The sequence below is a fragment of the Geodermatophilus sp. SYSU D01186 genome (assembly GCF_054050215.1).
Map to the genome: position 1 here is coordinate 1 of NZ_JBJGYW010000038.1, position 14,098 is coordinate 14,098.

The 14,098-nt window shown below is 75.9% G+C and carries 14 protein-coding genes and 1 tRNA gene; 1 reads left to right on the plus strand and 14 read right to left on the minus strand.

Going from position 1 to position 14,098, the window contains the following annotated elements; all coding sequences use genetic code 11:
* Window positions 1-88: 88 nt before the first annotated feature.
* The 10 genes from ACI784_RS21630 to xylA all read right to left on the minus strand — a co-directional run bounded on the left by ACI784_RS21630 (window position 89) and on the right by xylA (window position 9,831).
* A tRNA-Pro gene (locus ACI784_RS21630) sits at window positions 89-162 on the minus strand.
* A 76-nt stretch (window positions 163-238) separates the two neighbouring features.
* Window positions 239-1,123: an alpha/beta fold hydrolase gene (locus ACI784_RS21635; RefSeq protein ID WP_457014853.1), complete on the minus strand. Its 885-nt coding sequence runs from the start codon at window positions 1,121-1,123 to the stop codon at window positions 239-241.
* Between the two features lie 70 nt (window positions 1,124-1,193).
* The gene (gene der, locus ACI784_RS21640; RefSeq protein ID WP_457014854.1) at window positions 1,194-2,540 is read right to left on the minus strand and encodes a ribosome biogenesis GTPase Der; all 1,347 of its coding nucleotides are present in this window, start codon (window positions 2,538-2,540) and stop codon (window positions 1,194-1,196) included.
* The gene (cmk, locus tag ACI784_RS21645) at window positions 2,537-3,226 is read right to left on the minus strand and encodes a (d)CMP kinase (protein WP_456924300.1); all 690 of its coding nucleotides are present in this window, start codon (window positions 3,224-3,226) and stop codon (window positions 2,537-2,539) included. Before cmk ends, der begins: the two co-directional genes overlap by 4 nt.
* Before the next feature lie 70 nt (window positions 3,227-3,296).
* Entirely contained in the window at window positions 3,297-3,659 is a 363-nt protein-coding gene (gene aroH, locus ACI784_RS21650) for a chorismate mutase (protein ID WP_456924299.1), read from the minus strand.
* A 54-nt stretch (window positions 3,660-3,713) separates the two neighbouring features.
* Window positions 3,714-4,892, minus strand: coding sequence for an amidohydrolase family protein (locus tag ACI784_RS21655; protein ID WP_457014855.1), 1,179 nt, complete (start codon window positions 4,890-4,892; stop codon window positions 3,714-3,716).
* A 6-nt stretch (window positions 4,893-4,898) separates the two neighbouring features.
* Window positions 4,899-6,254, minus strand: a complete 1,356-nt coding sequence (locus ACI784_RS21660; RefSeq protein WP_457014856.1) for a glutamine synthetase family protein — start codon at window positions 6,252-6,254, stop codon at window positions 4,899-4,901.
* A gap of 77 nt (window positions 6,255-6,331) precedes the next feature.
* Window positions 6,332-7,240 carry an aldose 1-epimerase family protein gene (locus tag ACI784_RS21665; protein WP_457014857.1) on the minus strand — a complete coding sequence of 303 codons (909 nt, stop codon included), beginning with the start codon at window positions 7,238-7,240 and terminating at the stop codon, window positions 6,332-6,334.
* Window positions 7,237-8,637 carry a xylulokinase gene (xylB, locus tag ACI784_RS21670; RefSeq protein ID WP_457014858.1) on the minus strand — a complete coding sequence of 467 codons (1,401 nt, stop codon included), beginning with the start codon at window positions 8,635-8,637 and terminating at the stop codon, window positions 7,237-7,239. The genes ACI784_RS21665 and xylB overlap by 4 nt, the downstream gene beginning before the upstream one ends.
* A 3-nt stretch (window positions 8,638-8,640) precedes the next feature.
* Window positions 8,641-9,831 (minus strand): xylose isomerase, encoded by a 1,191-nt coding sequence (xylA, locus tag ACI784_RS21675; protein WP_457014859.1) that lies wholly within the window; start codon window positions 9,829-9,831, stop codon window positions 8,641-8,643.
* Between the two features lie 67 nt (window positions 9,832-9,898).
* On the opposite strand from xylA, the gene ACI784_RS21680 reads away from it, so the two are divergent.
* The gene (locus tag ACI784_RS21680) at window positions 9,899-11,095 is read left to right on the plus strand and encodes an ROK family protein (protein ID WP_457014860.1); all 1,197 of its coding nucleotides are present in this window, start codon (window positions 9,899-9,901) and stop codon (window positions 11,093-11,095) included.
* Between the two features lie 6 nt (window positions 11,096-11,101).
* Here the strand turns inward: ACI784_RS21680 and ACI784_RS21685 are convergent, their stop codons facing one another.
* From ACI784_RS21685 to ACI784_RS21700, 4 genes are read right to left on the minus strand one after another with little or no spacing between them, the layout of a single operon-like run.
* On the minus strand, window positions 11,102-11,944 hold the full coding sequence (locus ACI784_RS21685) for a pseudouridine synthase (protein WP_456924292.1): 843 nt from the start codon (window positions 11,942-11,944) through the stop codon (window positions 11,102-11,104).
* Between the two features lie 51 nt (window positions 11,945-11,995).
* The gene (locus ACI784_RS21690; protein WP_457014861.1) at window positions 11,996-12,415 is read right to left on the minus strand and encodes a hypothetical protein; all 420 of its coding nucleotides are present in this window, start codon (window positions 12,413-12,415) and stop codon (window positions 11,996-11,998) included.
* A 38-nt stretch (window positions 12,416-12,453) separates the two neighbouring features.
* Window positions 12,454-13,278, minus strand: coding sequence for an SMC-Scp complex subunit ScpB (gene scpB, locus ACI784_RS21695; RefSeq protein WP_457014862.1), 825 nt, complete (start codon window positions 13,276-13,278; stop codon window positions 12,454-12,456).
* Window positions 13,275-14,096 (minus strand): segregation and condensation protein A, encoded by an 822-nt coding sequence (locus ACI784_RS21700; protein WP_457014863.1) that lies wholly within the window; start codon window positions 14,094-14,096, stop codon window positions 13,275-13,277. The genes scpB and ACI784_RS21700 overlap by 4 nt, the downstream gene beginning before the upstream one ends.
* Window positions 14,097-14,098 lie beyond the last annotated feature (2 nt).

The window sequence follows — 14,098 nt, forward strand, 5'->3', positions numbered from 1 at the left end:
CGGCCGGTTCGCTGTAGGGGTGGCTGTTGGCGGGAAAGCGGGGGGGCGCCATCGGCGCCCCCCCCGCCTCTGACCAGCGGTTTCCCTGTCGGGCTGACAGGATTTGAACCTGCGACCCCTTGACCCCCAGTCAAGTGCGCTACCAAGCTGCGCTACAGCCCGAGCGCCGGGCGGCTCGCACCGCCCGATCGCTGCAGGAAGCAGGTTACCGCACCGGTCCCGCACTCCTGACCGGTGGTCAGCCGCGCGCCGCCAGCGGGGTGTCCGCGGCGGCCAGCACCTGGCGCAGCGTCGCCGCGAAGGCCTCCGGATCGCCGGTCTGGCCGTACTCACCGCCGAGGAAGCCACCGTGGTCGCCGGGGAACACGACCGTCGTCGTCCCCAGGCGCTCGGCCAGGGCTCGCGCGGCCCGGTGCGCCAGCTGCCCCTCGGAGCCGACCCCGGCGGCGACGACGACGCGGGTCGACGCCGCGCGCAGGGCCGCGACGTCGTGCTCGTGGTGGGTGCACGACACGATGTTCTGACCGGCCAGCGGATCGTCGCGGGAGCCGTCGTCCTCGGTCGGCAGCCCGAACGCGGCGGGGTCCGGCGCGGGCTGGTCGGCGAGGCCGGCGGGCACCGGACCCTGCCAGCCCACCAGCCGGATGAACTCGGCCATCGCCGGTCCGAGTCCGCTGCGCTGGTAGGTCTCGTGCACGTGCCGGGTGGCGGCCAGCGCCTCCTCGCGGTCGGGCAGCACCTGCGCCGCCGGCGGCTCGTGCGCGACGAGGGTGCGCACCTGCTCCGGGTGCCGGGCCACGAGCACCAGCGCGTTGACCGCTCCCCCGCTGCTGGCGAAGACGTCCACCGGCCCGGCGTCCAGGGCCGTGATCAGCCGGGACAGGTCGTCGGCGTGCTCGTCGGGCGTCGTCTCCGGCGCGCCGTCGGTGCGCCGGCTGCGCTCGACCCCGCGCGGGTCGTAGGTGACGACGGTGCGGTCCGGGAAGTGCGAGGCCAGTGTCGTGAACCCCGCCGCGCCCATCGGCGAACCGATCATCAGCAGGACCGGGCCGTCGCCGGGGCGGACGTCGTAGGTCAGCACCGCCCCGGGGACCTCCAGGGTGTGCGTCTGCGCTCCGGTCATGGTCGGCCTCCGGACGGGGTGAGAGCGGGCTGTCCTCCCTCAGACCCCCGCCGGAGGCCGGACTCATCGCTCAGCTCTTGGACCTCTCCGTGCCCCGCCCCTCGCGCACCTTGACCGAGATCTCGATCGGCGTGCCGTGGAAGCCCCAGCGCTCGCGCAGCTTGCGCTCCAGGAACCGGCGGTAGCCGGCCTCCAGGAAGCCGGTGGAGAAGACGACGAACCGCGGCGGGCGGACGTCGGCCTGCGTCACGTACTTGATCTTCGGGGCGCGGCCGCCACGGGCCGGCGGCGGCGTCTCCTGGACCAGCGCGCGGACGTAGGTGTTGAGCTCCGCGGTCGGGATGCGGGACTCCCACGAGGCCAGCGCGTCGCGCAGGTGCTGGGCCAGCTTGCCCACCCCGCGACCGGTGCTGGCGGAGATGTTGACCCGCGAGGCCCACTTCACCCGGGCCAGGTCGCGCTCGATCTCCCGCTCCAGCTGGGCGTGGCGGTCCTCGTCGAGGGTGTCCCACTTGTTGAAGGCCAGCACCAGCGCCCGGCCGGCCTCGATCACCTGGGTGATGACCCGCTGGTCCTGCTCGCTGATCACCTCGTCGGCGGCCAGCAGCACTACGGCGACCTCGGCGGCCTGGATGGCGGCCTCGGTGCGCAGGCTGGCGTAGTACTCCATGCCGCTGGCGGTGTTGACCTTGCGCCGCAGGCCGGCGGTGTCGACGAACCGCCACTCCTCGCCGCCCAGGGAGACGATCGAGTCCACCGGGTCGACGGTGGTGCCGGCGACGGAGTCCACGACCGAGCGCTCGTCCTTGGCCAGCCGGTTGAGCAGGCTGGACTTGCCCACGTTCGGCCGGCCCACCAGCGCCACCCGCCGCGGGCCCCCCTCCTCCAGCTGCTCGCGCGGCGCCTCGGGCAGCGCGTCGAGCACCAGGTCGAGCAGGTCGCCGCTGCCGCGCCCGTGCAGCGCGCTGACCGGCTGCGGCTCCCCCAGGCCCAGCGACCACAGCTCGGCGGCGTTGGCCTCGCTGCGCTCGTCGTCGACCTTGTTGGCCACCACGATCACCGGCCGGTCGCTGCGGCGCAGGATCCGCGCGGCGGCCAGGTCGGTGTCGGTGGCGCCCACCGAGCTGTCGACGACGAACACGATGACGTCGGCGGTCTTCATCGCGTACTCGGCCTGCCGGCTGATCGAGGCGCCCAGCCCGGCGGCCTTCGGGTCCCAGCCGCCGGTGTCGACGACGGTGAACCGCTTGCCGTTCCACAGCGCCTCGTAGGTGATGCGGTCGCGGGTCACGCCCGGGACGTCCTGCACCACCGCGGCGCGCCGGCCCAGGATCCGGTTGACCAGCGTCGACTTGCCCACGTTCGGGCGGCCGACGATCGCCACGACGGGCAGCGGCCCGCCGTTCCCCTCGCTCATGACCGGGCTCCCACGGCGGACCGCGCCAGCTCGACGACGCGGTCGACGACGCCCTCGCGGTCCAGGTCGGTGCTGTCCACGACCACCGCGTCGGCGGCCGGGCGCAGGGGGCTGTCGGCCCGGCTGCTGTCGTACTCGTCGCGGCGGCGCAGGTCGACCGCCAGGGCGGCCACCTCCTCCGGCGTCGTCAGGCCCAGCTGCGCGGCCCGGCGCTCGGCCCGGGCCTCCGGCGCGGCGGTCAGGTAGACCTTGAGCGTGGCGTCGGGCAGGACGACGGTGCCGATGTCGCGGCCCTCGACCACCACCGCGTCGGCCGCGGCCACCAGGGCCCGCTGCTGGTCGACCAGCCGGCGGCGCACCGCGGGCACCGCCGAGACCGCCGACACCGCGCGGGTCACCTCCGCGCCGCGGATGCGCACGGCCACGTCGACGCCGTCCACCTCGACCAGCTCGGTGTCCGCCGCCGTCCCGACCTCGATGCGGGCCTGCGCGACGACGGCGGCCACGGCCTCGGCGTCCTCCGGGTCGGCGCCGGCGTCCAGGACGGCGACGGTCGCCGCCCGGTACATGGCACCGGTGTCCAGGTAGGCCGCGCCCAGCCGGGCGGCCACGGCCCGGGCGACGCTGGACTTGCCCGTGCCCGACGGCCCGTCGAGGGTGATCTGCCCCCGGAACCCGGCGCTCACCGTGTCACCTCGCTGCTCCGCAGCACGTTCGCTCCGCTCCTCGCTCGCTGGCGCTCGCTGCGATGCTCACTCACTGGGCGATGTCCCGTCGCAGCGCGACCGCCCCCCGCAGGTACACGTGCTGGATCTCCGCGCGCGGGCGCTCGGTCTCCACGTGCGCCATGAGCCGCAGCACCCGCGGCAGCGCGTGCGGGACGTCGATCTCGCTGGCGCACATCAGCGGCACGTCGCCGAACCCGAGCTCCCGCGCGGCCAGCGCGGGGAACTCCGAGACCAGGTCGGGGGTGGCGGTGAACAGGATGCTGATGACGTCGTCGTGCTGCAGCTGGTTGCGCTCCATGACCGTGCTGACCAGCTCGCGGGTCGCGTCGAGGACCAGCTCCCGGTCGTCGGCGTCCACCTGTGTCGCACCCCGGATGGCTCGGACGGCCACTGCCACTCTCCTCGATCGATGCGGGGCACGGGTCGCCGTGCCCCTCGGTCGAGTCTAGGTAGGCCCTGCCACCCGCCTCGGCCGAGTCCGGGGAGGCAGCCCGTAGAGCGCGCAGGCGTTGTCCCGCAGCACGCGTTCGCCGGCCCGTCGCGCCTGGTCCGGCGACAGGTCGCCGTCGGCCACCAGCTCGCCGAGCACCGCCCCGAGCACCGCCCGCCCGGTCCGGGCGCCCAGCCAGTGCAGTTCGGGCACGCCCGTCCCGTCGGAGCTGTAGGTGAGCTTGGAGAACGGGGCCGCACCCAGCGCCGCGCGGGTCATCGCCCGCAGCTCGCCGGTGGAGAGGAAGGGGATCGCGTAGGACAGGTCCAGGTGCGCGTTGCCGTAGACCGAGGCGAGGAAGGCGCCCTCCCGGACGTAGGGCCAGCAGCCGTGCAGCAGGACCACCGGCACCGGCCGGTAGGCCGGCTCCTCCAGCACCGCGCGCAGCTGCAGCGGCGAGGCCCGGCGCAGGTCGACGTCGGGGTCGCCGTAGCCGACGTGGAACTGCACCGGCAGCTCCTGCGCGGCCGCGGCGGCGAGGGCGAGGTGCAGCAGGGTGTCCAGCAGCGGCTGGTGCCCCAGCCGCACCGCGCCTGTGGCGGCCACCTCCTCCCGCGCGGCCCGGAAGGCGGCCCGCGCGTCGTCCTCCGGCCACCGCTGGATCGCCAGGCCGGTGCGGTAGGCGGCGATGCTCTTGAGTCCGGCGTACCCGGCCGCGCGGACGTCGGCGGTGGCGGCGCGGACGGCGTCCACCAGGACGGGGTACCGCGCGTGGGCGGCGACCAGTTCCTGGAAGAGCACCTCCAGCCGCAGCAGGGACACCCGGTGCGCTCCGCTGCAGGCGTCGAAGGCCTCCCCTGACAGCACGGAGTCCGGCGAGGGGAAGCCGGTGTCGACGACCACGCCGCCGATCCCCGCGTCGGCGAACAGCCGGGCCACGAGCTGCCCGGTGTCCAGCCGGCTCCGCGCCTCGAGGACGGCGTCCTCGTCGGGCGGGACGCCGTGGAAGGCGGCCATGGCCCGCAGCAGCCGGCCCGAGAATGCCGTGTGCCGGGCGTCGCGGGCGCGCACCGCCGGGTCCGGCGACTCGGTGAACCGCCCGCGCCAGGCCGCGGGGTCGGGGTCCGGACGGCGCTCGACGCCGTGGCAGTGGCCGTCGACGACGGGGACGTCGCTGAGGTCGACGGCGGGCACGGCGGCTCAGAACCGCGCGAAGTGGGCGCGGAGCTCGAACTCCTCGTCCTCGGCCGCGAAAGCCTCCGCCTCGGAGCGGCGCACCGCGAGGTAGCAGCGCGCCAGCAGGTCGCCCAGGGCCCCGAGCAGCAGCGGGCTCTTCTCCAGCTCGTCCAGCGCCGCGGCCATCGAGGTGGGCAGCGGCCGCACCCGGCCGCGGGCGAGCGCCTCGGCGGACATGCGCGCCGGGTCGTGGGCGCACGGCTCCCCCGGCTCCAGCTCCCGCTCGATCCCGTCCAGGCCGCAGGTGATCAGCGCCCCCAGGGCCAGGTAGGGGTTGGCGCTGGGGTCCGACGGCTTGAACTCCAGGTTGGCGGTCTGCTCCTCGCGACGGTGAAACGGCGAGCAGACACGCACCGCCACCTCCCGGTTGTCGAAGCCCCAGCCGGTGGTCGCCGAGGCCCACGCGCCGGGGACCAGCCGCCGGAAGGAGTTGTAGCTGGGCGTCGTCAGGGCGACCAGGGCCGGCAGGTGCTCGCAGACTCCCGCGACGAAGTGCCGGCCCAGCCGCGACAGCCCGCCCGGCGCGGCCGGGTCGTACAGGGTGCTGTGCCCCTCGCCGTCCCACAGGGACAGGTGCACGTGCGCACCGTTGCCGATGGCGTCGGGCCACGGCTTGGCCGCGAACGAGGCGACCAGGCCGTGCCGGAGGGCCACCCCGCGGACGGTGTCGCGGAACCTCATCTGGTTGTCGGCCGCGCCGAGGGCGTCGGCGTGCCGGACGGAGATCTCCTGCTGCCCGGGGCCGTACTCGTTCATCGCCGCCTCGACGACGAGGCCCTGCGCCTCGAGCGCGTCGACGGTCTCGACCACGACCGGGGCGGTGAGGTCGGCGCCGATCACGCTGTAGACCGGCGCGTGGTCGCGGGTGTCGAACGGCACGTAGCGCCCGTCGGCCTCCCGGGCCAGCGAGAACTCGTTCTCGAACGCGGCCCGCACGTGCACGCCGAGGCCGGCGGCGCGGGCGACCACCGCCCTGAGGAACGAGCGGGGGCAGGCGCCCCAGTCGCGGCGGTCGTGGCCCACCTGGTCGCACAGGACCCCGGCCGTGCCCGGCACCCAGGGCAGCACGGTGAAGGTCGCGGGGTCCGGCAGCAGCCGGATCTCCCCGACCGGCTCCATGCCCTCGACGTGCACCAGCTGCTCGAGCTGGTTGATCGCCATCTGCGCCCGGGTCAGGCCCACGCCCTCGACGAGCTTGTGCGGCAGCTGGGAGACGTGGACGGCCTTGCTGTGGGCGATGCCGCTGACGTCGCACCACTCGAAGCGGACCAGCCGCAGGTCCCGCCGTCGCGCCGCGGCGAGGACGTCGGTGCCGGTCATCGCAGGCTCCTCCCGCTCGGCCGGTGCCCAGCGCACCACGTCGCCGCCCGCGGGGACAGGGCCCGGCCGATGGCGGGTCAGCCGAGCGGGCGGATCCCCCAGGTGCCCGTCGTCGACGCCCCCGGCTCCAGCCGGATGACCGCCTCGCCGGTCTGGAACGCGTTGGGCGGGCAGGTCATCGGCTCCACCGCCAGGCCGCGGCGCCTCCGCGGCTCGGGCACGACGTCGCCGGTGAACAGCTGCAGGTACCCGTAGGCGCCGTCCATCCAGACGGCGACGCCGCGGCCGTCGGGGCCGAGCAGCCGCACCTCGGCCAGCCCGTCCGGGCCGCGCTCGAGGCCGGTGAAGCAGGAGTCGACGACGAGGTCCCCGATCCGGGGTCCGCCGCGCAGGTCGTACGGCGTGCCCTCCACCGGCACCGCGCCGGTCGGGACGGCCCGCTCGTCGGTCTCCAGCAGGGTCGTGGCGGGCGCCACCAGGGTGCAGTCGTCCAGGCGCGCGCCGGTGAGGACGTAAGGGTGGTGGCCCTCCCCGTACGGCAGCGCGGCGGCGCCCTCGTTGGTGGCGGTGGTGGTCACCCGGAGACCGACGGCGGACAGCTCGTAGGCCACCCGCAGCCGCAGGGTGAACGGGTAGCCCGGCCGCGGGTGGAGCAGGTGCTCCAGCACCACCCGGTCCTCGGCGCGGTCGACCGCCCGCCAGGAGACGAACTGGACCAGGCCGTGGATGGCGGTGCCTCGCTCCGGCTCGGTCACCGGCGTCCGGTGCTCCACGCCGTCCCAGGCGTAGCGGCCGTCGCGCAGCCGGTTGGGCCACGGCGCCAGCACGTGCCCGCGGGCGTGCGGCGCCATCTCGTCGGCACCGTAGCCGTCGACGACGTCGCGGTCCCCCACCCGGTAGGTGCGCAGGCCGCCGCCGACCTCCACGACGGTCACCTCCGAGTCGCCGGACCGGAGCACGAACTGCTCCCCGGTCGGCGGGATCACCGCACCCGCTCCGCGGTGAGGTCGCGGACCTCGGCGTAGCGCTCGCGCACGTGCGGCACCGGGTCGGCCTCGTGCACCTCCGTGCCGGGCCGGGGCCACTCGGGGGCGGTGCCGCTCCCGTGGAGCACCCACGCCGCCTGCCGGGCCGCGCCGTCGGCGACGTACTCCCCCGGCGGCGGGACGAGCACCGGCACGCCCAGGACGGCAGGCGCGATCCGGCGGACCGCCTCCGACCGGGCGCCGCCGCCCACCAGCAGCACCCGGCGGACCGGGGTGCCGGTCGCGGCGACCGCGTCCAGCCCGTCGGCCAGCCCGCACAGCAGGCCCTCCACCGCGGCCCGCGCCAGGTGCGCGGGATCGGCGGTGCCGAGGGTCAGCCCGTGCAGGGCGCCGGTGGAGGTGGGGCGGTCCGGCGTCCGCTCGCCCTCCAGGTAGGGCACCAGCACCAGCCCGCCGGACCCGGGCGGGGCGGACAGCGCCAGCCGGGACAGCTCGGCGTGGTCGACGCCGAGCAGCCGGGCGGTCGCGTCGAGCACCCGCGCGGCGTTCAGCGTGGCGATCAGGGGCAGGAAGTTGCCGGTGGCGTCGGCGAAGCCGGCGACGGTGCCGGTCGGGTCGGCGGCCGGGGTGGTGGAGACGATCGACACCACCCCGGACGTGCCGATCGACAGGACGACGTCGCCGGGCTCCGCGGCCAGGCCCAGCGCGGCGGCGGCGTTGTCCCCGGTGCCCGGCCCGAGGACCGCGCCGCCGGGCGTGCGACCGCCGGCCTCGGCGGGGCCGAGCACCCGGGGGACGACGGCGGCGTGGCCCAGCGCCCGCTCCAGCAGGTCCATCCGGTACTCGCCACCGGCCGGTGACCAGTAGCCGGTGCCGCTGGCGTCGCCGCGGTCGGTGACCAGGGCGTCGAGGGACGGCGCCCCCGCCAGCTGCCAGGTCAGCCAGTCGTGCGGCAGGCAGACCGCCGCGGTCCGCGCCGCGTTGGACGGCTCCGCCTCGGCCAGCCAGCGCAGCTTGCTGACGGTGAACGACGCGACCGGCACCAGGCCCACCGCGTCGGCCCACGCCTGCGCACCGCCCAGCTCCTCGGTGAGGTCGCGGGCGGCCTGCGCGGAGCGGGTGTCGTTCCACAGCAGCGCCGGCCGGACCACCGCGCCGTCGTCGTCCAGGCACACCATGCCGTGCTGCTGGCCGCCCACGGCCACCGCCGCGACGTCGTCCAGCCCGCCGGCCTGGCCCAGCGCCTGCTGCAGCGCCGCCGCCCAGGCGGCGGGGTCGACCTCGGTGCCGTCCGGGTGCGGCGCCCGGCCCTCGCGGACCAGGGCGCCGCTGCCGGCGTCGCGGACGACGACCTTGCACGCCTGGGTCGACGTGTCGACCCCCGCCACCAGCGCCATGACTCAGCGCGCGCCGAGGAGGTGCTCGACCGCCAGCTGGGACAGCCGCACCGCACCGGCGCCACGCGCGGCGGCGGCGTCGACGTCGAAGTCCTCGAACGAGCCGCGGTCGGCCAGCAGGTCCTCGTAGGACTCGCCCTCGGCCAGCGTGGGCCGGGACAGCTCCGGCACGCGGGCGGCGGTCAGCGCCTCCTGCACCTCGGGGTCGGCGCGGAAGGCCTGCGCCCGCTCCTTGAGTAGCAGGTAGGTGTGCATGTTGGCCGCGGCCGACGTCCACACGCCGTCCATGTCCTCGGTGCGCAGCGGCTTGTAGTCGAAGTGCCGCGGGCCGTCGTAGGCCGGCGCGCCGTCGACGCCGCCGTGCTCCAGCAGGTCGACCGTGGCGAAGGCCGACAGCAGGTCGCCGTGACCGAAGACGAGGTCCTGGTCGTACTTGATCCCGTGCTGGCCGTTGAGGTCGATGTGGAACAGCTTGCCCTGCCACAGCGCCTGGGCGATGCCGTGCGTGTAGTTGAGCCCGGCCATCTGCTCGTGGCCGACCTCGGGGTTCACGCCCACCAGGTCGGCGTGCTCGAGGGTGGAGATGAAGGCCAGCGCGTGCCCGATGGTGGGCAGGAAGATGTCGCCGCGCGGCTCGTTCGGCTTGGGCTCCAGGGCGAAGCGCAGGCCGTAGCCGCGGTCCTCGGAGTACTGGGCGAGGGTGTCGATGCCCTCGCGGTAGCGGTCCAGCGCGGCGCGCAGGTCCTTCGCGGTGTCGACCTCCGCGCCCTCCCGGCCGCCCCACAGCACGTAGACCGACGCGCCGAGCTCGGCGGCGAGGTCCATGTTGCGCATGACCTTGCGCAGCGCGAAGCGGCGGACGTCGCGGTCGTTGGCGGTGAGCGCGCCCTCCTTGAACACCGGGTGGGTGAACAGGTTGGTGGTCACCATGGGCACGACCACGCCGGTCTCCTCGAGCGCCGCCCGGAACCGCTTGACGTGCTGCTCGCGGGCGGTGTCGTCGCTGCCGAACGGGATGAGGTCGTCGTCGTGGAAGGTGACGCCGTAGGCGCCGAGCTCGGCCAGCCGGTGCACCGACTCCACCGGGTCGACCGCGTCCCGCGTGGCGTCGCCGAACGGGTCGCGTGCCTGCCAGCCGACGGTCCACAGACCGAAGGAGAACTTGTCGTCGCGGGTGGGCTGGAGCGCGCTCATGGGATTCCCTCCATCGGGTTTTGTTCTTCCGTAGAACATAAAGCAGGGACCCCGCTAGTCTCAAGGGGTGCGCGCGACAGAAGGGACCGGGGCGACCCAGTCGACGCTGCGCAGCGCCAACCTCGCCCTCGTCCTGCGGACCGTCTGCGCCGCGGCCGCCCCCCTGTCCCGCGCGGACATCGCCGCCCGGACCGGGACGACGCGTGCCACCGCCGCCCGGCTGGTCGACGACCTCCTCGTCGGGGGGCTGCTCGACGAGGGCGAGCGCATCGCGCCGCCCCGGCGAGGCCGCCCCGCCACGCCGCTCCTCCCGAGCGCCCGCATCGGCGCCCTGGGCCTGCAGGTGGACGCCGGGCTGCTCGCCGCCCGGGTGCTGGACCTGCGCGGCCGGGTCGTGGCGGAGTCCGTCGAGGACGGCGACTTCGTCGGCAGCGACCCGGAGACCACGCTCGCCCGGCTCGGCGCCCTGGCCACGGGGCTGCTCGCCGGGCCGGCCGGGGAGCTGCGGCTGGCCGGCGCGGGCCTGGCGCTCCCGGGGATCGTCCGCGTGGCGGAGGACCTGCTGCTGCGCGCGCCCAACCTCGGCTGGTCCGACGTCCCCGCCGCGGACCTGGTGGCCGCGGCCCTGCCCGACGGCCTGCGCCCCGCGCTGGGCAACGAGGCCGACCTCGCCGCCCGCACCGTCGCCGAGGTGGCGCCGGGCCGCCCCGGCCCGCTGCGGGACTTCCTGTACCTCTCCGGCCAGATCGGCATCGGCGGTGCCGCCGTCCTCGACGGGCGGGTGATGACCGGCAGCGCCGGCTGGGCCGGCGAGGTGGGCCACGTGTGCGTCGACCCCGACGGCCCACGATGCCGCTGCGGCTCGACCGGGTGCCTGGAGCAGTACGCGGGCCGCCACGCCCTGCTCGCCGCGGCCGGGCTGCCCCTGGACACCCCGCCGGCCGAGGTGGTCGCGCGGGCGGCCGAGGGGGACGCCGCGACGCTGCGGGCCCTCGACGCCGCGGCCGGCGCCCTGGGCATCGCGCTGGCCGGCGTGCTGAACGTGCTGGACCTGCCGACCGTCGTGCTGGGCGGGCACCTGGGCGCCCTCGCCGACCTGCTGCGCCCCGGCGTGGAGCAGCTACTGGCCCGCCGGGTGCTGTCGGCGCGCTGGCGGCGACCGGCCATCCGAGCCGTTCCCGCGGCCCCGGCAGCGGGGGCCACCGGGGCCGCGCTGCGCGCGCTGGCCGACGTCCTGGCCGACCCCGTCCGCTGGGTGGCCTGACAGCGGCTAGAGGCCGACCTGCTCCTGCAGCGCGCCGACCTCGGCGCGGGTGAGCCGGCGGATCGAGCCGACCCGCATGCGCTCGAGCTTCACCGGGCCGACCGCCGTGCGGGTCAGCCGCGACACCGGGAGGCCGACGTGCGCGAGCAGCCGGCGGACGATGTGCTTGCGGCCCTCGTGCAGGACCACCTCGACCACCGACTGGCCGGCGTGGGTGTCGACCACCCGGAAGGAGTCGACCTTCACCGGGCCGTCCTCGAGCTCGACGCCGGCGCGCAGCCGCTTGGCCATGTCGCGCGGGATCGACCCGGACACCTGCGCGAGGTAGGTCTTGCGCACCTCGTAGGAGGGGTGGGCCAGCCGGTGGGCCAGCTCGCCGTCGTTGGTGACCAGCAGCAGGCCCTCGGTGTCCTGGTCCAGGCGGCCCACGTGCACCAGGCCGGGGGCGAGGTCGCCGACCATGTCGCCCACGGTCGGGCGGTTGCGGTCGTCGCTCATCGCGGTGATGACGCCGGCGGGCTTGTTGAGCGCGTAGGTGACGCGGTCGTCGCGCAGCTCCAGCCGGGCGCCGTCGACGGCGATGCGGTCCCGCCGGGGGTCCACCCGCATGCCCTGCACGGTCACGGTGCGGCCGTTCACGCTGATCCGGCCGGCGTCGATCATGTCCTCGCAGACGCGCCGGGAACCGACCCCGGCCCGGGCCAGGACCTTCTGCAGCCGCTCGCCCTCCCGCTCCTCGTCGGGCTCGGCGGACCCGCGGTCACCGGGGTGGACGGGGGCGAGCTCCATGTCCTCCGACCAGCCCTCGCCGGCCTCGGTGGTGTTCTCGTCGTGCGGGGCGCTGTTCATCGCCGTCCAGTCTCCCACCCGGCGGCGCGGGTGCCGCCGGGTGCGGACCGGTCAGCAGTTCTCCTGGCCCCAGTCGTCGACGGCCGACCCTGTGGAGACCAGGTCCTCCTGCAACCGGGTGGCCTCACCGACGAACTCGGTGTTGGCCGACGGGTCGGTGAGGTCGACCTCGTTCAGCAGGTCGCGCATCCCGGTCCAGGCCTCGACCAGGGCCTGCCACTCGTCGGCGACGTCCTCGGGCGGATCGACGGCCTCCAGGCGCTCGACCGCGTCGCCCACGATGCCCGGCGCCTGCTCCGGCTCCGCGGTGGCGCCCTCCAGCTGGGCGGTCACGTCGGAGAGCAGGTCGGGGACGTCCTCGCAGAACGCCGCCTGGCGCTCCTCCTCCTCGGACGCGCCGCACCCGGCCAGGAGGACGGCGGCGGCCGCGAGCGGGGCCCCGAGCGCACGGACGGAGGGTGAGCGGGGCATGCGCCGACCGTAGCGTCCGGCCGGGTGCGGGGCGCGTCTCACGCGTCGGGGTGCTCGTCGAGGAGGCTGGCGGTCTCCGGCAACAGCGGGCCGAGCTCCGGCAGCTCGTCGAGGCCGGTGAGCCCCAGCCGCTCGAGGAACAGCGGCGTCGTGCCGTACAGCCCGCCGCCGGTGTCGGGGTCGCTGCCCACCTCGTGCACCAGCCCGCGGCTGACCAGCGTGCGCATGACGCCGTCCACCCCGACGCCGCGGATCGCCGACACCCGGGCGCGGGTCACCGGCTGGCGGTAGGCGATGACCGCGAGGGTCTCCAGCGCCGCCTGGGTGAGCCGGCTGCGCTGGCCGTCGACCAGGTACCGCTCGACCACCGGCGCGTAGTCCTCGCGCGTGTAGAGCCGCCAGCCCTCGTCCACCCGCCGCAGGGTCAGGCCCGCGGCGCGGCGGTCGTAGTCGCCGGCGAGCTCGGCGAGCGCCGCCCGCACCTGCGGCACCCGGCAGCGCAGCGCACCGGCCAGGGTGACCTCGTCGACCGGGGTGTCGACGACGAACAGCAGCGCCTCGAGGCCGCCGCGCAGCGCGACCGGGTCGAGCTCCTCGGCGACCGGCTCGGGCTCCGGTTCGGGCCCGGGCTCGGGCTCGGGCCGAGCGGCCGCGGGTGGCGGCAGCGGGGCGGGCTCGGCGACCGGCGCCGGCTCCGCCGCCTCCTGGGCCGGTGGCCGCTCGGCGACCCGCGCGGCCAGCTCGGCGGCGACGGCGTCCCAGGTCTCGGCGTCCGGGCCGCCCTGCTCCTCGGCCGCCTCGCGGGTGGCGTCCAGCTCCGCGGCGAGGGACTCCCAGGAGATCGGCGGCCGCTCCTCGCTCATGCGTACTCCTCGTCGGCGTGGGCGTCGTCGGCGTCCGGCTCGGGCTCGCCGCCGCCGGTCCACCGGACGGAGAGGTCGCCGAGCGGGGTCAGCTGCTCGAAGGTCACCCGCTGCTGGCGGTAGAGCTCCAGCAGCGCGAGGAACCGGGCGATGACCTCCAGGGTGTGCCCGCAGTCGGCGGTCAGCGCCCGGAAGGTCGCCGTCCCGGCCGCGATGAGCTGGTTGCGCACCAGCAGCAGCTGCTCGGAGACGCTCACCGCCGGCGCGTGCAGGTGCGAGACGCCGACGACCGCGGGCGCCTTCGGGGTCAGGGCCCGGGTGGCCAGCGCCGCGAACTGCTCCGGGGTGAGGCCGAGCAGCACCTCGGGGAGCAGCTGGGCGAAGCGCGGCTCGAGGGCGGCGTCGCGCGGGTGGCGGCGGGCCGCCTCGCCCTCCCGCTCGCGGAGGAAGGCCGCGGCCTGCTTGTACGCCTTGTACTGGAGCAGCCGGGCGAACAGCAGGTCGCGGGCCTCGAGCAGCTCGAGGTCCTCCTCGTCCTCGACGTCCGCGGCCGGCAGCAGCCGGGCGGCCTTGAGGTCGAGCAGGGTGGCGGCGACGACGAGGAACTCGCTGGCCTGGTCGAGGTCCAGCTCGTCGCCGAGCGCCCGCAGGTGGGCGATGAACTCGTCGGTGACCTTCGACAGCGCGATCTCGGTGACGTCGAGCTTGTGCTTGCCGATCAGCTGCAGGAGCAGGTCGAACGGCCCCTCGAAGTTGGTGAGCCGGACGGTGAACCGGCCCGACGGCGCGGGCTCGGCGACCGCCGGGTTCCCCTCCACGC

Coding starts and splice junctions, on each gene's coding strand:
- ACI784_RS21635 (WP_457014853.1), bottom strand. CDS start 1,123: ATGACCGGAGCGCAGACGCACACCCTGGAGGTCCCCGGGGCGGTGCTG.
- der (WP_457014854.1), bottom strand. CDS start 2,540: ATGAGCGAGGGGAACGGCGGGCCGCTGCCCGTCGTGGCGATCGTCGGC.
- ACI784_RS21660 (WP_457014856.1), bottom strand. CDS start 6,254: ATGACCGGCACCGACGTCCTCGCCGCGGCGCGACGGCGGGACCTGCGG.
- xylB (WP_457014858.1), bottom strand. CDS start 8,637: ATGGCGCTGGTGGCGGGGGTCGACACGTCGACCCAGGCGTGCAAGGTC.
- xylA (WP_457014859.1), bottom strand. CDS start 9,831: ATGAGCGCGCTCCAGCCCACCCGCGACGACAAGTTCTCCTTCGGTCTG.
- ACI784_RS21685 (WP_456924292.1), bottom strand. CDS start 11,944: ATGAACAGCGCCCCGCACGACGAGAACACCACCGAGGCCGGCGAGGGC.
- ACI784_RS21690 (WP_457014861.1), bottom strand. CDS start 12,415: ATGCCCCGCTCACCCTCCGTCCGTGCGCTCGGGGCCCCGCTCGCGGCC.
- scpB (WP_457014862.1), bottom strand. CDS start 13,278: ATGAGCGAGGAGCGGCCGCCGATCTCCTGGGAGTCCCTCGCCGCGGAG.